This window comes from Rhizobium sp. 10PS4 (assembly GCF_032464805.1).
GTDB classification, from domain to species: domain Bacteria; phylum Pseudomonadota; class Alphaproteobacteria; order Rhizobiales; family Rhizobiaceae; genus Rhizobium; species Rhizobium laguerreae.
In genome coordinates, this window is the sequence record NZ_JAWDIW010000004.1 from 93,390 (window position 1) to 114,192 (window position 20,803).

A 20,803-nucleotide genomic window follows, 5' to 3' on the forward strand; every position below is an offset into this window, starting at 1 on the left:
TCTTGTTTGTTGTTGTTCACCGGTCCGGCACGAAGGCTTTGCCGAGCGAGGCCGGCGTATTGATCAACGTCGTGCGCCGATTATGCGAGATGATGACGAGGACCACAACTGTCGCCGCATAGGGCAGCATCGAGAGGAACTGCGAGGGAATGCCGATGCCGAAGGCCTGCGCGTGCAGTTGCAGGATCGTTACCGCCCCAAAAAGATAACCGCCGGCCAGCAGGCGCCAAGGCCGCCAGGAAGCGAAGACGACGAGCGCCAGCGCGATCCAGCCGCGCCCGCCTGACATGTTCTCTGTCCATTGCGGCGTGTAGATCAGCGACAGCTGCGCGCCGGCAAGGCCGGCGCAGGCGCCGCCGAACATCACGGCGAGGTAGCGCATGCGGATGACGTCGATACCGAGCGCATGCGCCGAGGCGTGATTGTCGCCGATGGCGCGGATCTTCAGGCCGGTGCGACTCTTGAAGAGGAACCAGTTGACGGCGATAACGAGCAGGATCGACAGGTAGAAGATCAGATCCTGCTTGAAGAGGACCGTTCCGACATAGGGAATGGCCGAAAGCAGCGGGATTTCGATCGGCAGCAGCCGGACGCCGGGTGCCCCGACGAAGGCCTCGCCGAGCATCCCGGAGGCGCCGAGGCCAAGGATCGTCATCGCAAGGCCTGTCGCCACCTGATTGGCGACGAGTGTCAACGTCAGGAAGGCGAAGAGCAGCGAAAACACCGCGCCGCTGACGACGCCGCCGACAATGCCGATATAGGCCGAGCCGGTGAGCTGTGCCGTGGCAAAGGCACCGACCGCGCCCATGATCATCATGCCCTCGACACCGAGATTGAGAACGCCGGAGCGCTCGGTCACCAGTTCGCCGAGTGCGGCGATGACGAGCGGCGTGGAGGCGGTGATGACGGTCAGCAGAATGGCTTCGAAGATGCTCATGCCGCCTTGCCCCCTACCCGCGACCAGACCAGGCGGATTTTGTAATAGATCAGCGTATCGCAGGAGAGCACGAAGAAGAGCAGCAGCCCCTGGAAGACGCGGGTGACCTTGTCGGAAAGGCCGAGCGAAAGCTGGGCTGCCTCGCCGCCGAGATAGGTCAGCGCCAGCACCAGGCCGGATGCGATGATGCCGAGCGGATTGAGGCGGCCGAGGAAGGCGACGATGATGGCGGTGAAGCCGTAGCCCGGCGAGATCGCCGGCTGCAAATGGCCGATCGAGCCGGAGACCTCGCTGATGCCAGCAAGGCCGGCAAGAGCGCCAGAGAAGAGAAAGCTGAACCAGATCATCTTCTTCGACGAGAAACCGGCAAAACGCCCCGCCCGCTCCGATTGGCCGAGCACGACGATCTCGAAGCCTTTCAGCGTATAACGCAGCATGAACCAGGCACCAACCGCCGCAATGATGGCGAAGATGAAGGCCCAATGGGCGCGGCCCGACTCTTCCCAGATCGCCGGCAGCACTGCTTCCGGCGCGAAATCACGGGAAACCGGAAAATTGAAACCCTTCGGATCGCGCCAGGCGCCGCGGATCAGCCAATCGAGGAAAAGCTGGGCGATATAGACCAGCATCAGCGATGTCAGGATCTCATTGGTGTTGAAATGCGCCTTCAGCAGCGCCGGAATGGCGGCGAAGAGCGCACCGCCGAGCGCGCCCAATATCAGCATCAGCGGTAGCACCAGCGGCGAATGCCAGTCGTAGAAGATGATCGGCAGATAGGAGCCGGTGATGGCGCCGATGGTGAACTGGCCTTCGGCGCCGATATTCCAGTTGTTCGAGCGATAACAGACGGCCAGGCCGACGGCGATCAGGATCAGGGGCGCGGCCTTGATCGCCAGTTCGTGCAGCGACCAGACCTCGAGCAACGGCTCGACGAAAAAGGCGTCGAGTGCGGCGACCGGATCCTTGCCGAGCATGGCGAACATGATGGCGCCGAAGACCAGCGTCAGGACAAGGGCAAGCAGCGGCGAGACGAAGGCGAAGAGCTTCGAGACGTCGGGCCGTTTTTCGAGTTCAATGCGCATGGGGCGCCTCCGGGGCAGAGCTGCTCTCGTGCAGGCCGCCCATCAGCAGGCCGATCCTTTCACGCGTCAGTTCGCCCGCCGGGAACGGGCGGGAAAGACGGCCTTCGCAGATGACGGCAATATCGGTCGCCACTTCGAAGATCTCGTCGAGATCCTGGCTGATGACGACGACGGCCGAACCAGCTCTTGCGAGATCCACCAAGGCCTGACGGATGCGGCTTGCCGCCCCGGCATCGACGCCCCAGGTCGGCTGGTTGACGACGAGCACCGCCGGCTGGCGGTCGAGCTCGCGGCCGACGATGAACTTCTGCAGGTTCCCGCCGGAAAGCGAGCCTGCGGCCGGATCATCGCCGCTCTTACGGACATCCATGGCCTCGGAAATGCGCCTTGCGGCGGATTTCACCGCAGCATGGCGGATGATGCCAAAGAGGCCCAGAAACGCTTTGCGGTCCGACTGGCTGCGGGCAAGGATGAGATTATCCGACAGTTTCATGGCGGAGACGGCGGCATGGCCGTGGCGCTCCTCCGGCACGAAGCCGGCGCCGAGAAGACGGCGGGCGGTAATGCCCTGATTGCCGACCGGCTTCTTGCGGATGACGATCGCCTCGGCCAAGGCGACCGGATATTCGCCCGACAGTGCGTCGAAGAGCTCGCTTTGCCCGTTACCCGCGACACCGGCAATGGCGAGGATTTCGCCGGAGCGCACCGCCATCGACACATCACGCAGCGACATGGCGAAAGGGGTGCGCGCGGCGACGGAAAGATTGGCGACGGCAAGCTGCACCTCGCCCTTGTCGCTGCGCTCCGGATGCGTGACGGTCGCCACTTCGCTGCCAACCATCATGCGGGCGAGAGAGGCAGGCGTTTCCCGTTTCGGATCGCAGGCGCCGGTCACGCGGCCATGACGCAGGACGGTGGCGCGATCGCAGATGCGCTGCACTTCCTCCAGGCGGTGGCTGATATAAAGAACCGAGCGCCCCTCGGCGCGCAGCTTGAACAGCGTCTCGAACAGCCTGTCGGCCTCCTGCGGCGTCAGCACCGAGGTCGGCTCGTCGAGGATGATGAGCTTCGGGTTCTGCAGCAGTGCGCGGACGATCTCGATGCGCTGGCGCTCGCCGACCGAGAGATCGGCGACATGGGCATGCGGATCGAGCGGCAGGCCGTAGGCGACGGACAGTGCCCTCGCCTCCTCGGCGATCCTGTCGATCGGGATGGCGTCATCGAGCGACAGCGCGATGTTTTCGGCAACCGTCAGCGCCTCGAACAGCGAGAAATGCTGGAAGACCATGCCGATGCCGAGCCTGCGGGCTTCACCCGGCGACGTGATCGCAACCGGCTGGCCCTGCCAAAGGATATTCCCGCCCGTCGGCTCGAGGACGCCGAACAGCATCTTCACCAGGGTGGATTTGCCTGCACCATTTTCGCCGAGAAGCGCATGAATTTCGCCCGGCGCTATATCGAGATCGATTTCATTGCAGGCTGCAAAGCCACCGAAGAACTTCGTCAGCTTCTGGACCGATAATAACGCGCCGGAATCCGGCACATTCAATGGCGACACGTTCCCCTCATTTCTTCTGCCAACCGGTCCGTTCGGATCTCATGGAATCAGCAGCGTCGTTCCTGTTGTTTTTCTTGTTTCCAGATCCGCGTGAGCCTGCCCAACCTCACGCAGCGGATAGGTTTGATTGATATTGATACCCACTTTGTTGCTTTGCACAATATCAAATAGCGCTTTGGCACTGTCGATCAGTTCCTGACGCGCGGCGATATAGGTGAAGAGCGTCGGCCGTGTCGCAAAGAGCGAGCCCCGCTGCGCCAGAGCCGCGAGGGTAAAATTCTCGATCGGACCGGAAGATTGGCCGAACGAGGCAAAAAGGCCGCGCGGTTTCAGACAATCGAGCGACTGTGGAAAAGTATCCCGGCCGATCGAATCGTAGACGACATCCACACCCTTGCCGCCGGTGATGTCGCGGACACGGTCGACGAAGCTGTCGCTCTTGTAGTTGATCACATGGTCGTAGCCATGGGCGAGCGCCAGCTGGATCTTGTCTTCAGAGCCCGCCGTGCCGATGACGGTGGCGCCGAGCGCCTTTGCCCATTGGCCGGCGATCAGGCCGACGCCGCCGGCAGCTGCGTGGAACAGCAGGACCGTCTGCGGGCCGACCTGGAAGGTGCGGTTCAAGAGATATTCGGCGGTCATGCCCTTCAGCATCATCGCCGCTGCGGTCTCCAGCTCTATGCCGTCCGGCACATGCACCAGATGCCGCGTCTCGACATTGCGTTCGGCGCTATAGGCGCCGTCGGCACTGGCATAGGCGACACGGTCGCCGACCTTGAAATCCTCGACGCCGGGGCCGACCGATGTCACGGTGCCGGCGCCCTCCTTGCCGGTGACAAAGGGCAGATGCGGCGCCTTGTAGGTGCCGTTGCGGAAATAGACATCGATGAAATTGAGCCCGACCGCCGCCTGTCTGATCTGCACTTCGCCTGTCGATGGCGGCGGAAGATCGATCTCAACATAGTCAAAAACCTCCGGCCCGCCCGTCCTCGAAAATGAAACCGCCTGCGTCTTGGTCATCTTGCCTGTCCTATGCTTCGCGCCCAAGGGCGGGGAAGAATTGCAGCACCGCGCCGATGACGTAAAGATAGGCGCCGGTTACGATGAAGAGAATGAGCGCCCATTCGGGTGTGTCGAAATGCATCAGCAGCGAAAAAATGCCGAGCGCCGACCACAGGAAAAAGACGCCGAGATTGAGCGGGCGCAACCTTTTGACCCGGACCGGGTGAAGGAAATTGATCGGCAGGAAGGTCAGCACCACCGAAACGATGACGACGGTGAGCGCCGTCGTGGCGCTGGCATCGATGACGAACAGCGTGAAAACGATCATGTTCCAGACGACGGGGAAGCCGGAGAAGAAATACTCGTCCGTCTTCATGCCCATATCGGCATAGTAGATGGCGCTGGAGACGACGATCATGCCGGCGGCGACGAAGGACCAGGGCTCGCCGATCATGCCGCTCTGATAGAGCGCGAAGGCCGGCAGAAGCACATAGGTGACGTAGTCGATGATATTGTCGAGCGTATCGCCCGACCAGTTCGGCAGAACTTCCTTGACGCGCACCTTGCGGGCGATCGGCCCGTCTATGCCGTCGACCAGAAGGGCGAGGCCCAGCCACCAGAACATGTCGATGAAGCGGTGCTCGGCGGCGGCAACGACGCCGAGAAACGCAAGAAAGGAGCCGGATGCCGTCAGAATATGGACGGAAAAGGCGCGCATCTCCGCATAAGGAACTCGCTTGTAGTTGAAAATCTTCATATTCCCCGACCGCCCTATCGCGCTCGCCCCGGCAAGCATCTTTTTTTTCGCCACCATCGCCGGACCCTGTTGCTGAATCGGGTTCGACGCCGTAGGTCTTTGTTGTCGCACCGTTTTTGTCGAAAACCGGTATCCGTTTGCGGCGCGCTGCTCTAATATGCATCCTTTGCCGGCCTTCGCCAGCGGGAAATACGACATTCCCCGCCTGCCCTTGCTGCCCATTGAATCCTGACAATGACATGCATATTTCCCTTTAGAAGCGTCGCGTGGAATGGAATGCCTTTAATTCCGGCCGGATTTGTAATATCTCGCTCGCATTCGAAAGTTCATCCGACGAAACGGGATCCGCTACCGAAATGAACGCGCCTGCAAAGACCGAAGACTTCGCCTTGTCCATCCCCGCCGGCGTCTATGCCGAGACGGTGCTCGATGTCACGCACTATACCGACCGGCTCTTCCGCTTCACGATGACCCGGCCGCAGGGCTTCCGTTTCCGTTCCGGCGAATTCGCGATGATCGGCCTGATGGTCGAGGGCAAGCCGGTGTTCCGCGCCTATTCGATCGCCAGCCCCGCCTGGGCCGAGGAGCTGGAATTCTTCTCGATCAAGGTGCCGGATGGCCCGCTCACCTCCCATCTGCAGGCGATCAAGCCGGGCGACCAGGTGCTGATGCGCAAGAAGCCGACGGGCACTCTGGTGCTCGACGCGCTGACGCCCGGCCGTCGTCTCTACATGTTCTCGACGGGAACAGGCATTGCGCCCTTCGCCAGCCTGATCCGCGATCCCGAGACCTATGAAAAGTTCGAGGAAGTCATCCTCACCCATACGACACGCGATGTCGCCGAACTGAAGTACGGCTTCGATCTCGTGCACGAAATCCAGAACGACGAGTTGCTGAAGGAAGTCGTCGGCGACAAGCTGCGCCACTATCCGACAGTCACGCGCGAGGATTTCGAATATCGCGGCCGCATTACCGACCTGATCTCCTCCGGCAAGCTGTTCACCGATCTCGGCGTGCCGCCGCTCGACCCAGCGATCGACCGCGGCATGATCTGCGGTTCCTCGGCCATGCTGAAGGATACCAAGGAACTGCTCGAGAAGGCCGGCCTCGATGAAGGCGCCAACAGCAAGCCTGCCGAATTCGTCATCGAGCGCGCTTTCGTCGGCTAAAGCATTTCTGACAATCTGATCTGACAACGGCTCCGGAAACGGGGCCGTTGCTATGTGTGGCTAAGGTAATCGATCAACACCGCCATGCTGGTGCGCGCTTCATCCGGCCTGCCTTGATGGATGGCGCGGATGACGGCGACATGCAGCGCGATGGCGCGGTCCATGCGCTCCGGACTTGCCTTGGAGTACCAGAGGCGACGTGAATGCGTCTGCACCGGGCCGAGTGCTGCCGTGATGAAGCCGTTCGGGCAGGCATCTTCAAGGATTTCGTCGAAGGCCTTGTCGGCGGCGAAGAAGCCGGCGAGATCGCCGGTGACGGCGCATTCCTCCATCGCGCGGGCGCAATCGATGAGGCGCGCGCGGTGCTCGTCGCTTGCATGTTCAGCAACAAGGCTTGCCGCGATCGGCTCCAGCTCGCGGCGCACCTGCATGACATTGCCATGATCCTGAGCCGCGATCTCGGCGATCTGCAGGCCGACGCGCGGCTTGACCAGGATCAGCCCCTGCCAGGCAAGCTTCTGGATCGCCTCGCGCACCGGCGTACGCCCATGGCCCGCCATATCGATCAGCTGCTTTTCAGTGACCAGCGCGCCGGGCTTCAACGCCAGCGTCACGATCAGATGCTCCAGCGCGAGATAGGCAAGATGGCTTTGTGAAGTCTGCATGCAAACAACCGTGCCCCACTGATATATCAAATTCTGGCATGCTGGAAAACGCACGGCAAGCCGTACTGGTATATCCCCACGGAGATAAATGAATGGACGCTCTCAAGATTGAGTGCTCCGACGAAGGGGCGTCTTCGTGACAGCGCGGACCGGCGGTCGGCGCTGTCGAATCTCAACAGAAATTGTCCCTTGTCACCTTACGATTGTCATGCGCCTGGCGAAATGCTTCGATGCTCCTCATGAACCGGTTTCATGGAGCTCGCAATGTCTCCCGACAACGTTGACCTTAATCTCCTGCGCGTCTTTGATGTTCTGATGCGGGAAAGGAGCGTTACGCGCGCTGCCGATCAATTGGGCCGGACCCAATCCGCAGTCAGTCACTCGCTCTCGAAATTGCGCATCGTATTTAAGGACGAGCTGTTCACACGCGACGGCGGATTGATGAGGCCCACGCCTCGCGCATTGGAGCTTATCGGGGACCTATCTGACTCTCTCGGAAAAATTCGCACGTTGATTGGGCGGTATAATGTCTTCGACCCTGCAACGACAGAACGAAAGTTTCGCGTGGGGCTCACTGACTATCATGCGATGATCTTCATCCCGGGCCTCATTCGAGAATTCTCCAGACAGGCGCCATATGCGACCCTGAATGTCATACCTGCAAATCGGGCTGAATCCGAAAGCGCAGACTACTTCCGACAGGTTGATTGCACTTTGACGGGCGCGAGTCTGAAGGACGACCCCAACCTGACTAAAACCGAGCTCGGGCAGGACAGAATCCTCTGCGCTGTTTGGAGTGGCAGCCAGATCGCCAGGGCTCCATTAGGTTTGGAGCAGTATCTTTCGGCATCTCACCTTCAAATTTCCGCCGATGGTTTATCTGAGGGTTTGGCAGATGCTGCACTTAAAGAGCGTGGGCTTAGGCGAAAGGTCGTAGCAACCATTTCGAACTACCTAGTGATGCCGTTGGCGCTCAGGGGGACGGACCTGATCACGCATTGTGGCGACGGTATTTTTCAGATTCTTGACGAAGCAAACGAGATAACACTTCTCTCTCCGCCCATACCCATTCCTTCCGTCAGCGCAAGTCTCGTGGTTCACCGGCAGATGGCTGCCGATCAGGGAAGCCTTTGGTTGCGTCGCCTCATAACTGAACTGTATCACGCGGCTCAAATCAGAAAAAATGAAGCCATATTGGCAAACAACGTTATCGCGTGACGAGGAGCGCCAACTAGGTCGTCAGCTTTGACGCATCCACCGGGGCCTGATGTTCGTATGAATCTCATTCATAAATCGAATGACGACAACCAATTTGACAGTTTAGTCCTCAGCGAGCCACCCTCTTTGGCAGAATTCAAAAAAGGGGATCCATTTATGCGAAATTTAGTGGCTGGTATTCTCGGCGCGGTAATTGCCGCCTGTGCATATCCCGTTTCGGCGGGAACCTTAGACGATGTCAAAGCAAAGGGCATCCTCACATGCGGGACGAACCCGGCAACGGCGGGTTTCAGCGTTCCTGACAACGATGGGAAGTGGACAGGCTTCGTCGTCGACTACTGCCGCGCCGTGGCCGCTGCCATCCTCGGGGATGCAACGAAGGTCAAGTTTATCCCGCTCAACGCCAAGGATCGGTTTACCGCGCTCCAATCCGGTGAGATCGACATCCTGGCTCACAATGCGACTTGGACGTCCTCGCGAGACACTTCCCTCGGCATCATCTTCGCTGGAGTTTATTTTTATGACGGCCAGGGCTTCATGGTTCGCAAGTCGGAGAATATTCAGTCCGCCAAGGGTCTGGACGGCGCATCGATTTGCGTTTCGCAGGGGACGACCGCCGAATTGAATCTGGCCGACTATTTCCGCATCAACGGCATGACCTATAGCGCCGTCGGTTTCGCGGATGAAGAGGCTGTTATCAAGGCCTATGAGGAAGGGCGTTGTGACGTTTTCTCCGCAGACACTTCGAGCCTGAACGCTGCGCGTATCCGTATGGCGAAGCCCGACGAGAACGTCGTGCTCCCGGAAATCATTTCGAAGGAGCCGCTGGGGCCAGCCGTCCGCCAAGGTGACGACCATTGGCTGAACATCGCCAAGTGGACTCTCAATGTCATGCTCGCTGCAGAAGAGTTCGGCATAACCTCGAAAAACGTCGACGAGATGAAAAATTCCGACGATCCGAATATTCGCCGTCTCCTGGGCGTCGAAGGAAGCTTCGGCAAAGACGTCGGGCTCGGTGAGACCTGGTCTCAGGACATCATCAAGCAGGTCGGCAATTATTCCGACATTTTCGAGCGTTCGATCGGCAAGGAATCTCCCTTGAAGATAGAACGTGGTGTGAATGCTCTCTGGAACGCCGGCGGCCTTCAGTACGCGCCTCCCATCCGTTGATACGAGGCCGCCAGGAGAATCGGCGGCCTCTTCCTAGTTGGGAGGAACGAATGGTTGACATATCTCAGCCAATTTATGTGCGCAAAACCTTCTCGTTGCATGACAAAAAGGTCCGTGGCATCGCCTATCAAGCCGCGTTGGCGGTGAGCCTGTCAGTGATCCTCGCTGCGGTTGCAACCCAAACCGTTTCCAACATGAAACGACGCGGCATTCCTCTCACATTTGATTTCTGGAACCAAACGTCAGGATTTCAGATCAACCAGACGCTGATCCCATACGACACCCTGTCCACCTATGGACAGGCCTTTTGGGTAGGTGTTGCGAACACGCTCCTGGTAAGTGTACTCGGCATCGTTTTTGCTACGATTATCGGTTTCCTGATCGGCGTTTTACGCCTTTCCCGCAACTGGATAGCGGCCAAAGTCGCGACCTCCTATGTCGAAGTCATCCGAAATATCCCGCTGCTGCTTCAGCTTCTGTTCTGGTACAACGCAGTCCTCAAGCCGCTGCCCGCTCCAAAGGCATCGATCTCCCTTCCAGGGGGAATATACCTCAACAATCGCGGGGTCATAATGCCAGCGGTTGAACTTCAGGCCGGCGCCAGCTGGGTCGGCGTCGCAATCGCTGTCGGGATAGCTGTTGCTGTTGCATTCGGGGCCTACGCCCGGACCGTCCAGAAGCGAACCGGCAAGCAGCTTCCAATCCTCCTAGTCAGCATACTCGCCCTCGTTGGGTCACCGCTGCTTGCTTATTTAGCAATGGGCAGTCCCGTGACCTTCACCTATCCGGAGTTGAAGGGTTTCAACTTCCGTGGTGGCCAGCAAATCTACCCCGAATTTGCCGCCCTGCTCATCGGCCTTTCTGTTTACACGGCGTCATTTATCGCTGAGATCGTCCGCGGCGGCATTCAAGCCGTTTCGAAGGGACAGACAGAAGCGGCCCATGCGCTCGGTCTGCCGGACGGCAAAACGTTACGCCTGGTTGTGGTTCCGCAAGCATTGCGGATCATCATTCCGCCACTGACCAGTCAATATCTGAACTTGATCAAAAACTCATCGCTTGCTGTTTTTATTGGCTATCCCGACCTCGTTCAGGTCTTTGCGGGATCGGTCCTCAATCAAACGGGGGCGGCGGTCCAGGTGATGGCCATAACGCTCGCGGTCTATCTCGTCATCTCTTTGATCACATCGGCCGCCATGAACGCCTTTAACCAACGTTTTGCGCTCGTGGAGAGATGAGATGAATGAAGCTCTTCATGCGCCGGCTGCATATCGACATGAATACATTCCTGCTGTCGCTCCGCCGCCCGGAATCCAGCCCGGCCCTATGACTTGGGTGCAGACGAACCTGTTCTCGAGTCCCTTCTCATGCCTTTTAACCGTGTGCTTCACCGGGCTGGCGGTTTGGCTCGTTTGGCTATTCCTGAGCTTTGCCTTGATAAATGCCGTGTGGAGCGGTGACAGCGAAACCTGCCGTGCCAATCCAGACGGCGCATGCTGGTCGTTTGTCGCCGCTAAACTGAACTATCTACGGTACGGCGCATATCCGGCAACCGAGCGCTGGCGGGTCGACGTAACGCAGCTGATTGGTGCTGCCTTGGTCGGGTGGCTCCTATGGCGGAGCGCGCCACATCGTAACATGGCGGCATCGCTGTTTTTTGGAATTTATCCCATTGCGACGTTTGCGCTGCTTCGTGGCGTTGAATCTATGGGCTTACCGATAGTAGACACCACCCTCTGGGGCGGAATGATGATCACGCTGTTGATGTCCATCGTCGGGATCGTGTTTTCGCTGCCGCTCGGTATCGTTCTCGCACTCGGCAGACGTTCCGAGCTCCCGATCGTCAAGGCCGTTTGCGTCTTTTATATCGAAGTTGTGCGAGGCGTACCGTTCATCACCGTACTGTTCATGGCGAACTTCATGATGCCCCTGTTTGTGCCCGAGGCGCTCACGCCGGACAGGCTTCTTCGCCCAATGATCGGCACCGCCCTCTTCTCGGCGGCTTACATGGCGGAAGTCGTTCGTGCCGGACTGCAGGCAATCTCCAAAGGGCAATATGAAGCGGCTCAGGCGCTGGGCCTCGGGTACTTCACGAGCATGAGGCTCGTCATCCTGCCTCAAGCGCTCGCGATCGTCATTCCCGGCATCGTTTCGACATTCATTGGACTATTCAAGGACACGACGCTCGTCGCAATCGTCGGCATTGCAGACTTTCTGCGAGCGGTCGAAACCGCCCGTATCGATCCGAACTGGGCGGGACCGACTATCTCGTCAACCGGTTATCTTTTCGCGGCGGTTATCTACTGGATCTTCTGTTTCGGGATGTCTCGGTATTCCATGTCCGTGGAAAGTCATCTCGCGCGCGGTCACAAATCATAGGAAGTGCGGATGTTGAACAATCCGAAGTAGACGCCGCTGGCGACATCACAGCAGCCGCTGGGCAGTTCCTGCGACAGAGGCGATTGTCCCGCTCATTCAACGCGCGGCTTGCGCACACATTGGCACTAGGAATCCAACCGATGACACATTCCCGTGCACCGGCGACCAGGAAACTGGGCGCCGAGGAGCCGAATTTTGACGTTGTCCACGACCGTAGCCAATTCGGCTCGGCGAAATGGGCCAATCAATGGGACGAATTCTCTCCCCGCGTCGAGGGTGACGGATTGATATCGCTTTGGACGGCCGACATGGATTTTCGTGCGCCGGAACCGGTGATTGCACGCCTGCGCGAGGCCGTTGATCATGGCATCTATGGCTATACCAAGCGCGATCCGCACCACTACGAAATCATAAAATCCTGGTTCAAGCGCCGCCACGGCTGGAATGTGGATATCGAGACGCTGCTTCCTGCTCCGGCAATCATGCCCTCCGTCGCAGCCATCTTGCGGACCTTTACGCAAGCTGGTGACGGCGTCATCGTCCAGGCACCGGTCTATTCCCCATATTTCCAAGTCGTCCGCGAGAATAGCAGGAAGCTCCTGATCAACCGCCTGAGACTTACGAACGGCGCGTACGAGCTCGATCTGGAGGACTTCGAACGGCAAGCTGCGAACGGCGCCCGCGCATTTTTATTGTGCAATCCGCACAACCCTGCCGGAAAGGCCTGGACACGTGAGGAGCTGAAGAGCCTCGACACCATATGTGAGCACTACGGCATCCTGGTCATCTCCGACGACATTCACTGCGACATTCGACTAAGCGATCGTCCTCATATCGTATTCTCCTCTCTCGATGAAGCCGCTGCGGCAAAATCCTTCATCTGCACAGCACCAACCAAGACATTTAACCTGGCCGGCGTACCTGCGGCTACCGTTTCCGTTGCTGACCGGAAGCGCCGCGAGGAACTGTTCCAGGTCATGCAAGCATCGTTCATGCTGAACGCTCACTATTTCGGGCGGCTGGCTCTTGAAGTCGCGTATAGCTCGGGCGATCAATGGCTTGACAGCCTTACACCTTATATTCGCGAAAACGTCAATCTCGTCTCGATCATAGCGGGCAGCAATCTTCCGGGTATCACACCCATGAGACCTGACGCGTCATATCTGGTGTGGCTGGATGCGCGAGAGTTGGACGTAAAAGTGGAAGGAATCCATCGATTCTTCGTCGACCGGGCCGGGGTCAACCTTTACGACGGGCGGGTCTATGGCCCGGGTGGAGAAGGATTCATCCGCCTAAACGTCGGTTGTCCGCGCTCAATCCTCAAGGAAGCGCTCGGACGCATGGCACGCGCCCTCGCATCGCTATAGCGCTTGCGGCGTCTCTCACTCGTGCCGCAGCGCCTCAATAGGGTTCAACTGCGCGGCCCTTCTCGCCGGGAAATAGCCGAAGATCATGCCGATCGCCGCGGAGAAGAGGAAGGCGACGGCGACCATTAGGGGGCTGAAGACGAAGGGGACTTTCAGGAGCGTCACGGTGCCGAAGCCGAGGCCGAGGCCCAGTATGATGCCGGTGATGCCGCCGAACAGCGACAGGGCCACCGCCTCGACCAGGAACTGGGTGAGCACCTGGTTTTCGAGCGCGCCGATCGCCAAGCGGATGCCGATTTCGCGGGTGCGCTCGGTGACGGAGACCAGCATGATGTTCATGATGCCGATGCCGCCGACGAGCAGGCTGATGGCCGCGACGGCGCCGAGCAGGCCGGTCAATAACGTCGTCGTGCCGGTCATCGCCGCGGCGATCTGGGTCATGTCGTTGACGTTGAAATCGTCCTGGCGGCCGGGCACGATCTTGCGGCGTTCGCGCAGGAGATTTTCGACATCGGATTGCACCTTGGCCGTGGAGACGCCGTCGCGCGCCGAGATGATGATCTGCGGCACGTTGCTGCTGCCGCTGATGCGCCGCTGGAACACCTTGACCGGCATGATGACGACATCGTCCTGGTCGTTGCCCATGCCGGACTGGCCGCGCTTGGCCAACACGCCGATGACGGGGCATGAGACCTTGCCGACGCGGATCTGCTGGCCTGTAGGGTCGGCGCTGCCGAAGAGCTGCGAGCGCACTGTCTCGCCGATGATGCAGCGCGCCTGGCCGCGTTCCTCGGCGGGGGTGAAATTGCGGCCGAGCGCCAGGTTCCAATCCTGTGCGATGAAATAGTCGTTGGTGGTGCCGGAGACGCTGGTGGAATGGTTCTGGCCGCCGAAAATCACCGTCGCCGTCGACTGGTTGAGCGGCGCCACGGCCCTGAGGCCGCCGATCTGGTCGCGGATCGCCGCGACGTCCTTGACGCTGAAGCGCTTGGCCTCAGAACTTGCCCGGCCGGGGCCGAACTGGCCGGGGCGGACGAACAGCATGTTGGTGCCCAGCCGCGACAGCTCGGTCGAGACCTGTGCGGTGGTGCCGTTGCCGATCGTCACCAGCGCGATGACGGCGGCAACGCCGATGACGACGCCGAGCACGGTCAGGAACGAGCGCAGCATATTGCGGCTGATGGCCCGCAGCGCCAGCTTCAGCGTCTCAAAGAACATGATCCGCCCTCCTCCGATGCTCGACTTCCGTCTCCAGCTTGCCGTCGACGAAACGCAACAGCCGCTGCGCATAGGCGGCAATATCGGGCTCGTGGGTGACCATGACGATGGTGATGCCCTGCTCGCGGTTCAGCCGCGTCATCAGATCCATGATCTCGACGCTGGTCTTCGTATCGAGATTGCCTGTGGGTTCATCGGCGAGCAGCAGTGCCGGCTCGGTAACGATGGCGCGGGCGATGGCGACGCGCTGCTGCTGGCCGCCTGACAGTTCTTGTGTCTTGTGATGTTCGCGCCCGGTCAATCCGACCAGCGCTAGCGCCTCGCGGGCCCGCTCGCGCCGCTCGCGCACCGCCATGCCGCGATAGATCAGCGGCAGCTCGACATTTTCGACGGCGGAGGTGCGCGACAGAAGATTGAAGCCCTGGAAGACGAAGCCGAGCATGTGGCGGCGCAGCAGCGTCAGCTGGCTGCGGTCGAAGCCGCTGGTCGGAATGCCTTCGAAGATGTAGTCGCCGGCACTCGGCACGTCGAGGCAACCGAGAATGTTCATGGCCGTCGACTTGCCGGAGCCAGACGGCCCCATGATCGCGACGAATTCATGGGCGTTGATCGCAAGGTCGACGTGGTCGAGCGCGCGGATCGCCGCCTCGCCCTCGCCATAGACTTTCGAGACCTGTCTGAATTCGATGAGCGGCGGGCTTGCCATCCGTCTCTCCGCCTAGTTCGCACGCGCCGTGGCGTCGATCACCAGTGCGTCGTCTTGCTTGAGGTCACCGGAGACGACCTGGGTGAACTGGCCGTCGGATGAGCCGACCTGGATGACAACAGGCACCGGGCGGCCGTTGCGCAGCACCCAGACACGGCGTTGCGTGCCCGTCAGCGCCGAACCGGCATTGTTGTTCCGCTGACGTGGCGGGCCGAAGATGCCGAAAATGCCGCGGCCACGCCTTTCGGCCTGCGCCGGAGCATAGCGCAGCGCGGCGTTCGACACCATCAGCGTGTCCTTGACGGCCTCGACGGTGACATCGGCCGTCGCCGTCATGCCGGGGCGCAGCAGCAGGTCGGCATTGTCGACCGACAGGACCGCCTTATAGGTCACGACATTGTTGACCACTTCGGAGGCGAAACGGATCTGCTCGATCTCGGCGGGAAAGGTCCGGTCGGGATAGGCGTCGACCGTGAACTTCGCCTTCTGGCCGACGGCGATCTGGCCGACATCGGCCTCGTCGACATCGACCTGCAGCTCCATCTTCTTCAGATCGCCGGCGATGGTGAAAAGGATCGGGGCCGAAAGCGAGGCTGCGACCGTGGCGCCCGGATTGACGGAGCGGGTGAGGATGACGCCGTCGATCGGCGAGATGATCTTCGCCTTGGCGAGATTGACTTCGGCAAGCTGCAGGTCGGCTTCCGAGGCCAGGACCTCGGCTTCGTTGATCTGTTTGGCGGCAACGGCAGAATCATATTTGTAGCTGGCGTCGTCGAGGCTCTGCTGGGTGGAGACATTGCTCCTGACCAGGCTCTTCAACCGCTCGAGCGAGGTGCTTGCCGATTGCATATCGGCATCGGCCTTGACGACGTTCGCCTTGGCCGAATTGAGCTTGGCGCGCGAGCTTTTCACATCCGCCTCGAGCTTGTTGGTATCGAGGAGGGCGAGCACTTCGCCTGATTTGACCGTGCTGTTGTAGTCGACATTGACGTCGCGGACCGTGCCGGACAGTTCGCTCGATATATCCACCTGCTCGGTCGGCTGTACCGAGCCGGTGGCGGTGACGAGCACCGTCAGATCGCCGCGTTTTGCCGGCTGGGTGGCATAGCTCACTTCGCTTTGCCCGCGGGCCATATAGAAATAGGCGGCGACTGCTGCGGCAGCGATGAGGATCAGCAGGATGAGCAGGCGTCCGCGCCAGCGGCTCCGCTTGCCCTGCCGTCCCGATGCGGCAAGGACCGCGGCGAGATCGGACGCTACGCCTGTCTTTGCTCCGGTCTCGCTGCCGCTTACGATTTTGTTCATGTCGTCCTCAATTCGTCAGTGGCCGCCTGCTGCCTCTGCGGCGAAATAATCACAACGCAGATGAACCGGCGATTAGCGTGCCGCCGAACTGGCACGGAATTGCGGATGGGTGAAATGAAATATTGGTAAGGAAAGGCTGGTTCAGGCGCCCGAAGCGTCTATCAATCCGCGTCCTCGGCATATTGGCCCGCGCCCGGCAAAGGATGCAGCCACGGTTCGCGCCGCTTGATCCAGACTTCATAGCCAGGCGCAAGGTCGGTCGGCGGAGTGTCCAGGGACCCTAGGCGGATTTCCGCCTCGTCATCCCTAAGGCAGAAAAGCCTGCTGCCACAGGCGGGGCAGAAGCTGCGGCCGGCGAAGGTGGCGATCTCGCCGTTATGGGAGAAAGCCTGGCGCGGCCAGACCGCGAAAAAGGTGAAGGCGGAGCCGCTCGATTTGCGGCAATCGGCGCAGTGGCAAAGGCCGACGCGAAGCGGTTCGCCGTCCACCCTGTAGGCGACCGCCCCGCAAAGGCAGCTTCCGGTTCGGATTTTCATGTCGGACCGTCAGGCGTCGAGATTGGTCGGCAGGCCCGGCGGGCGCTGCTTTGCCGCCATCAACAGGTCGAGTTCGGTGGCGGAGGGGCCGAACTTGTCGTAGAGGCGCTTTGCCTCCTTGTCATCCAACCGGTATTTCCTGGCAAATTCGCCGATGCTGTAGGGGCGGCCACGCAACACTCTTCGCGCCGGGGTCGCCGTATTCGGTGCGTCGGTCATGGTTTTCTCCTTTCGTCACGTCCCTTTTAAGCTAGAGCGAGCTGTCGATTTGGAAAGAGCCGACGAGCCGCATCGAGGCTTCCGGCATTGGGGAATGCGGTTGTTTTCCTGGAACCTTTTCGCCGATATGCGTATTTTTCGGACCGAGGTTGCGGGCCACGCCAAGCGGACACAGCGGTACTGGAGAACATCGGGATTTTTCCGCTTTCTCCCGGTGGCCAACGCAGTGGCAGACGAGTTCCCTGCCCGCCCGGTCCGCTTCCTCATCCCGCTCTTTTCGAATGGAAAACCGCTGCCCACTTTTGCGCGACATTCGTTAAGACAGGCGCTGGCCGTCCTCGCTGAAGAGGTGGAGTATATCGGGATCGAGATGCAGCGGCAGGCTGTCGCCGGATTTCATGCGCTGCTGGCCGGCAAAGACCGCAATCAGCTTCTTTCCGGCCGCCTCGGCGTGCACGACGGTCTCCGAGCCCAGTTCCTCGACAAGCGTGACGCTTGTATCCAGCCTGCTCGCGGAGCCGGCATCGGCAAGGGTGATATGCTGCGGCCGGATGCCGATGCTGACCCTTTCGCCCGCTGGGCGTGCCTCCTTGGCAACCACGGAAAGACGATGGCCGCCGACGGTTTCGACCTCAGCGAAACCGTCCTCGTGACCGACAATCGCACCTTCGAGAAAATTCATGTGCGGCGCGCCGATGAAGCCGGCGACGAAGCGGTTGGCCGGCTTGTTGTAGAGTTCCAGCGGTGTTCCCACCTGCTCGATCCTGCCGCCTCTCAGCACGACGATGCGGTCGGCCAGCGTCATTGCCTCGACTTGGTCATGGGTGACGTAGATCATCGTCGCCTTCAGGCGGGCGTGAAGGGCCGCCAGTTCGGCACGCATGCTGACCCTGAGTTCGGCGTCGAGATTGGATAGCGGCTCGTCGAGCAGGAAGGCATCCGGCCGCCGCACGATGGCGCGGCCGATCGCCACGCGCTGGCGCTGGCCGCCGGAGAGCTGGCCCGGGCGACGCTGCAGGAAAGGTTCGATCTCCAGCATGCGTGCGGCGTCGGTGATGCGCGCTTCGATCTCGGCCTTCGCCACCTTGGTGTTCTCGAGACCGAAGGCGAGGTTTTCCCTGACGCTCATATGCGGATAGAGCGCATAGGACTGGAAGACCATGGCCAGGCCGCGATCGGCGGCGCTGATAGCGGTAACATCCTTGCCGTCGATGGCGATGCTGCCGCCTGTGGGCTTGTCGAGGCCGGCAATCAGACGCAACAACGTCGATTTCCCGCAGCCGGAAGGGCCGACGAAAGCGACGAACTCGCCGTCGTTGACCTCAAGCGAGACATCGCGAATGACCTCGACGGCGCCGAAATTCTTGACGATGTTCCTGAGCTCAAGCCCGCTCATGCACTCTCCTGTTTCTTATTTTAAGGTTGGCCTATTTGAGCCCCGAGCCGGCAATGCCGGTGGTGATGAAGCGCTGCAGGAAGACGAAGATCAGCACGACTGGGATCATCGAGACGACGGTCATGGCGAGGATATAGTGCCATTGCACATTGAGCTCGCCGGCATAGACGTTGAGGCCGACCTGCAGCGTATAGAGTTCCTTGCGCGAGAGCACGATCAGCGGCCAAAGGAAGTCGTTCCAGCGCCAGACGACCGAGAAGATCGCCAGCACTGCGAGAGCCGGCGCCGACAGCGGCAGGATGATGCGCCAGTAGATCTGCCATTCGCTGGCCTTGTCCATGCGCGCTGCATCGAGCAATTCGTCGGGAATCGTCAGCATGTATTGCCTGAGCAGGAAGACGCCCGTCGGCGTGGCGACCGTCGGCAGGATGACACCCCAGAGGCTGTCGAAGAGGTTCAGCGTGCCGATGACGGAATAGAGCGGCACGACGATGACCGAGAGCGGCACCATCAGCGTTGCCAGGATCATCAGCATGACGGCGGTGCGGCCGGGGAACTGGTATTTCGACAGCGCGAAGGCGGCCATGGAATTGACGAGCAGCGTAATCGCCGTCGCCACGACGGTGACGAAGACGGAGTTGCGCAGGAACAGGAAGAAATCGAAGCGCTGGAACGGTTCGGTGTAGTTGCCGCCGGCGAATTCGACCTGACGCACCGGTGTGCGGTCCTTGATATTCGCCTTGACGATTTCACCCGGCTGTTTCGGATCGACCATCTGGCCGATGATGCCGATGCGGCGGACTTCGGCAAGCACGCGGGTGCTGCCATCCGGCATCGCGACATTATAGAGCGGCAACGGCTTGTCGTAGCCCGGCACCACTGCCTGCTCGGTGACATAGGGCAGGAAGGACGGCGGGAATTCGGCAAGGGCCGCCGGCGTCTTGAAGGAAGAGAAGACCAGCCAGACGGCGGGGCCGAACATCAGGAAGACGCCCGAGATCAGCCAGATCCAGGTGACGACATCCGTCCAATGCCAGCCGCGACCGCGCCGGCGGAGCAGAAAGGCAGAAACGGCGCTCATTGGCGTGCTCCCTTCTTCTCGTTGCGGCTACTGACGCCGAGCTGGACCAGCGTCAGGATGACGAGCACGATGCCCATCAGGATCGAGGCGGCCGACGCCAGTCCCGGATTGCGCAGCGAACTCGCAAAGCCGGTCTCGTAGATATATTGGGTGATGTACATGGTGCTGGTGCCCGGTCCGCCGCCGGTGAGCACGAAGACCTCGTCGAAAATCTGCACGGCGCGGATCAGCGCCAAGACCAACACGACGATGAGGTTCGGCATCAGAAGCGGCAGGGTAATGCGCCGGAAGATGCGGGTCGGGCGGGCGCTGTCCATCGCCGCCGCCTCGTAGAGATCGCGCGGGATCGCCTGCAGGCCGGCGAGCAGGATCAGCGCATAAAAGCCCATATGCGCCCAGACCGAGACGAAGACGGCAAAGAAGAAGGCCCAGAAACGATCGCTGAGCCAGGAGAAGGGTTCGAAGCCGAAGGGGCTCAGCGCATAATTCAACAGGCCCTCCCGCTGCAGGATCCATTTCCAGATCAGGCCGACGACGACGGGCGAAAGCAGCACCGGGAAGAAGAACACGGCGCGCCAGAAGCCGCGATTGGAAAGCTCGCGGTTGAGGATCAAAGCCGTTGCGAGCGCTGCGATCAGCATCACTGTGACCTGAAAGACGACGAAGACGGCGGTGTTGCGTACCGCCGCCCAGAAGGTGTCGGCGGCACAGGTCGAGGGATCGAGATAGCTGCGGCAATCGAAGAGGATGCGGTACTGGTCGGCGCCGACATAGGTCCTGTTCTGCAGGAAGATGGCGCTGCCGCTCGTCGTCGAATAGATGAAGTTGATGACCAGCGGCAGCAGCACGAAGACGGTGAAGATCAGCATGTTGGGCGCTAAAAAGACGCCCGCCATGCCGTTCAGCCCGGTGAGTTTCTGCCAGCCGCGCATGGGAATGTCGACGATCCCCATGGCAAGCCGGACAGGCGCAAGGAGCGCCTGCCGCAGACCGGTTCTCGCCGGTGGTTCAGAAAAAACCGTCTTCGCCGTCATCTGT

Annotated in this window: 20 protein-coding genes; 6 read left to right on the forward strand and 14 right to left on the reverse strand. The window is 60.4% G+C overall.

The features are described from left to right. Positions 1-16: 16 nt before the first annotated feature. The 5 genes from RWJ89_RS08500 to pcsA are packed head-to-tail and all read right to left on the reverse strand — an operon-like array spanning position 17 to position 5,336. Positions 17-937 (reverse strand): ABC transporter permease, encoded by a 921-nt coding sequence (locus RWJ89_RS08500; protein ID WP_025394520.1) that lies wholly within the window; start codon positions 935-937, stop codon positions 17-19. Next, positions 934-2,019: an ABC transporter permease gene (locus tag RWJ89_RS08505; protein WP_131642643.1), complete on the reverse strand. Its 1,086-nt coding sequence runs from the start codon at positions 2,017-2,019 to the stop codon at positions 934-936. The genes RWJ89_RS08500 and RWJ89_RS08505 overlap by 4 nt, the downstream gene beginning before the upstream one ends. Continuing rightward, the gene (locus tag RWJ89_RS08510; RefSeq protein WP_316030845.1) at positions 2,009-3,577 is read right to left on the reverse strand and encodes an ABC transporter ATP-binding protein; all 1,569 of its coding nucleotides are present in this window, start codon (positions 3,575-3,577) and stop codon (positions 2,009-2,011) included. The genes RWJ89_RS08505 and RWJ89_RS08510 overlap by 11 nt, the downstream gene beginning before the upstream one ends. Positions 3,578-3,616: 39 nt before the next feature. Further along, positions 3,617-4,597 (reverse strand): quinone oxidoreductase family protein, encoded by a 981-nt coding sequence (locus RWJ89_RS08515; RefSeq protein ID WP_132609505.1) that lies wholly within the window; start codon positions 4,595-4,597, stop codon positions 3,617-3,619. A 10-nt stretch (positions 4,598-4,607) separates the two neighbouring features. Further along, positions 4,608-5,336, reverse strand: coding sequence for a phosphatidylcholine synthase (pcsA, locus tag RWJ89_RS08520; RefSeq protein WP_012757415.1), 729 nt, complete (start codon positions 5,334-5,336; stop codon positions 4,608-4,610). 356 nt (positions 5,337-5,692) lie between these two features. On the opposite strand from pcsA, the gene RWJ89_RS08525 reads away from it, so the two are divergent. Continuing rightward, complete coding sequence (locus tag RWJ89_RS08525; RefSeq protein WP_018069601.1) at positions 5,693-6,505, forward strand: ferredoxin--NADP reductase; 813 nt, start codon at positions 5,693-5,695, stop codon at positions 6,503-6,505. A 50-nt stretch (positions 6,506-6,555) separates the two neighbouring features. On the opposite strand, the gene RWJ89_RS08530 is transcribed toward RWJ89_RS08525, so the two are convergent. Next, positions 6,556-7,170 carry a GntR family transcriptional regulator gene (locus RWJ89_RS08530; RefSeq protein WP_168258376.1) on the reverse strand — a complete coding sequence of 205 codons (615 nt, stop codon included), beginning with the start codon at positions 7,168-7,170 and terminating at the stop codon, positions 6,556-6,558. A gap of 264 nt (positions 7,171-7,434) precedes the next feature. Here RWJ89_RS08530 and RWJ89_RS08535 point away from each other — a divergent pair, with 264 nt between their 5' ends. The 5 genes from RWJ89_RS08535 (at position 7,435) to RWJ89_RS08555 (ending at position 13,304) form a co-directional block, all read left to right on the forward strand. Then, positions 7,435-8,388, forward strand: a complete 954-nt coding sequence (locus RWJ89_RS08535) for a LysR family transcriptional regulator (protein ID WP_165504464.1) — start codon at positions 7,435-7,437, stop codon at positions 8,386-8,388. Between the two features lie 156 nt (positions 8,389-8,544). Next, positions 8,545-9,558 (forward strand): amino acid ABC transporter substrate-binding protein, encoded by a 1,014-nt coding sequence (locus tag RWJ89_RS08540; RefSeq protein ID WP_077981030.1) that lies wholly within the window; start codon positions 8,545-8,547, stop codon positions 9,556-9,558. Positions 9,559-9,608: 50 nt separating this feature from the next. Next, positions 9,609-10,796: an amino acid ABC transporter permease gene (locus RWJ89_RS08545; RefSeq protein WP_316030846.1), complete on the forward strand. Its 1,188-nt coding sequence runs from the start codon at positions 9,609-9,611 to the stop codon at positions 10,794-10,796. A 1-nt stretch (position 10,797) separates the two neighbouring features. After that, a complete protein-coding gene (locus tag RWJ89_RS08550) occupies positions 10,798-11,937 on the forward strand; it encodes an amino acid ABC transporter permease (protein WP_131666039.1) in 1,140 nt (379 codons plus the stop codon). Between the two features lie 140 nt (positions 11,938-12,077). Further along, the gene (locus RWJ89_RS08555; protein ID WP_077981033.1) at positions 12,078-13,304 is read left to right on the forward strand and encodes a MalY/PatB family protein; all 1,227 of its coding nucleotides are present in this window, start codon (positions 12,078-12,080) and stop codon (positions 13,302-13,304) included. Between the two features lie 15 nt (positions 13,305-13,319). Here RWJ89_RS08555 and RWJ89_RS08560 read toward each other — a convergent pair whose 3' ends face one another. The 8 genes from RWJ89_RS08560 to RWJ89_RS08595 all read right to left on the reverse strand — a co-directional run bounded on the left by RWJ89_RS08560 (position 13,320) and on the right by RWJ89_RS08595 (position 20,799). Then, a complete protein-coding gene (locus RWJ89_RS08560; RefSeq protein ID WP_072638506.1) occupies positions 13,320-14,522 on the reverse strand; it encodes an ABC transporter permease in 1,203 nt (400 codons plus the stop codon). Continuing rightward, complete coding sequence (locus tag RWJ89_RS08565; protein ID WP_025394513.1) at positions 14,512-15,228, reverse strand: ABC transporter ATP-binding protein; 717 nt, start codon at positions 15,226-15,228, stop codon at positions 14,512-14,514. Before RWJ89_RS08565 ends, RWJ89_RS08560 begins: the two co-directional genes overlap by 11 nt. 12 nt (positions 15,229-15,240) lie before the next feature. Further along, positions 15,241-16,533 (reverse strand): efflux RND transporter periplasmic adaptor subunit, encoded by a 1,293-nt coding sequence (locus RWJ89_RS08570; protein ID WP_077981034.1) that lies wholly within the window; start codon positions 16,531-16,533, stop codon positions 15,241-15,243. A 161-nt stretch (positions 16,534-16,694) separates the two neighbouring features. Continuing rightward, positions 16,695-17,069, reverse strand: coding sequence for a GFA family protein (locus RWJ89_RS08575; protein ID WP_077981035.1), 375 nt, complete (start codon positions 17,067-17,069; stop codon positions 16,695-16,697). 9 nt (positions 17,070-17,078) lie between these two features. Continuing rightward, a complete protein-coding gene (locus tag RWJ89_RS08580) occupies positions 17,079-17,288 on the reverse strand; it encodes a hypothetical protein (RefSeq protein ID WP_077981036.1) in 210 nt (69 codons plus the stop codon). 316 nt (positions 17,289-17,604) lie between these two features. Continuing rightward, positions 17,605-18,684: an ABC transporter ATP-binding protein gene (locus tag RWJ89_RS08585; protein ID WP_131666037.1), complete on the reverse strand. Its 1,080-nt coding sequence runs from the start codon at positions 18,682-18,684 to the stop codon at positions 17,605-17,607. 31 nt (positions 18,685-18,715) lie between these two features. After that, a complete protein-coding gene (locus RWJ89_RS08590) occupies positions 18,716-19,765 on the reverse strand; it encodes a carbohydrate ABC transporter permease (RefSeq protein WP_003539547.1) in 1,050 nt (349 codons plus the stop codon). Further along, complete coding sequence (locus RWJ89_RS08595; protein ID WP_316030847.1) at positions 19,762-20,799, reverse strand: carbohydrate ABC transporter permease; 1,038 nt, start codon at positions 20,797-20,799, stop codon at positions 19,762-19,764. The genes RWJ89_RS08590 and RWJ89_RS08595 overlap by 4 nt, the downstream gene beginning before the upstream one ends. Between the last annotated feature and the right edge of the window lie 4 nt (positions 20,800-20,803).

Coding starts and splice junctions, on each gene's coding strand:
- RWJ89_RS08550 (WP_131666039.1), top strand. CDS start 10,798: ATGAATGAAGCTCTTCATGCGCCGGCTGCATATCGACATGAATACATT.
- RWJ89_RS08555 (WP_077981033.1), top strand. CDS start 12,078: ATGACACATTCCCGTGCACCGGCGACCAGGAAACTGGGCGCCGAGGAG.
- RWJ89_RS08595 (WP_316030847.1), bottom strand. CDS start 20,799: ATGACGGCGAAGACGGTTTTTTCTGAACCACCGGCGAGAACCGGTCTG.
- RWJ89_RS08560 (WP_072638506.1), bottom strand. CDS start 14,522: ATGTTCTTTGAGACGCTGAAGCTGGCGCTGCGGGCCATCAGCCGCAAT.
- RWJ89_RS08500 (WP_025394520.1), bottom strand. CDS start 937: ATGAGCATCTTCGAAGCCATTCTGCTGACCGTCATCACCGCCTCCACG.
- RWJ89_RS08580 (WP_077981036.1), bottom strand. CDS start 17,288: ATGACCGACGCACCGAATACGGCGACCCCGGCGCGAAGAGTGTTGCGT.
- RWJ89_RS08575 (WP_077981035.1), bottom strand. CDS start 17,069: ATGAAAATCCGAACCGGAAGCTGCCTTTGCGGGGCGGTCGCCTACAGG.
- RWJ89_RS08570 (WP_077981034.1), bottom strand. CDS start 16,533: ATGAACAAAATCGTAAGCGGCAGCGAGACCGGAGCAAAGACAGGCGTA.
- RWJ89_RS08565 (WP_025394513.1), bottom strand. CDS start 15,228: ATGGCAAGCCCGCCGCTCATCGAATTCAGACAGGTCTCGAAAGTCTAT.
- RWJ89_RS08535 (WP_165504464.1), top strand. CDS start 7,435: ATGTCTCCCGACAACGTTGACCTTAATCTCCTGCGCGTCTTTGATGTT.
- RWJ89_RS08540 (WP_077981030.1), top strand. CDS start 8,545: ATGCGAAATTTAGTGGCTGGTATTCTCGGCGCGGTAATTGCCGCCTGT.
- RWJ89_RS08545 (WP_316030846.1), top strand. CDS start 9,609: ATGGTTGACATATCTCAGCCAATTTATGTGCGCAAAACCTTCTCGTTG.
- RWJ89_RS08525 (WP_018069601.1), top strand. CDS start 5,693: ATGAACGCGCCTGCAAAGACCGAAGACTTCGCCTTGTCCATCCCCGCC.
- RWJ89_RS08590 (WP_003539547.1), bottom strand. CDS start 19,765: ATGAGCGCCGTTTCTGCCTTTCTGCTCCGCCGGCGCGGTCGCGGCTGG.
- RWJ89_RS08515 (WP_132609505.1), bottom strand. CDS start 4,597: ATGACCAAGACGCAGGCGGTTTCATTTTCGAGGACGGGCGGGCCGGAG.
- RWJ89_RS08585 (WP_131666037.1), bottom strand. CDS start 18,684: ATGAGCGGGCTTGAGCTCAGGAACATCGTCAAGAATTTCGGCGCCGTC.
- pcsA (WP_012757415.1), bottom strand. CDS start 5,336: ATGAAGATTTTCAACTACAAGCGAGTTCCTTATGCGGAGATGCGCGCC.
- RWJ89_RS08530 (WP_168258376.1), bottom strand. CDS start 7,170: ATGCAGACTTCACAAAGCCATCTTGCCTATCTCGCGCTGGAGCATCTG.
- RWJ89_RS08505 (WP_131642643.1), bottom strand. CDS start 2,019: ATGCGCATTGAACTCGAAAAACGGCCCGACGTCTCGAAGCTCTTCGCC.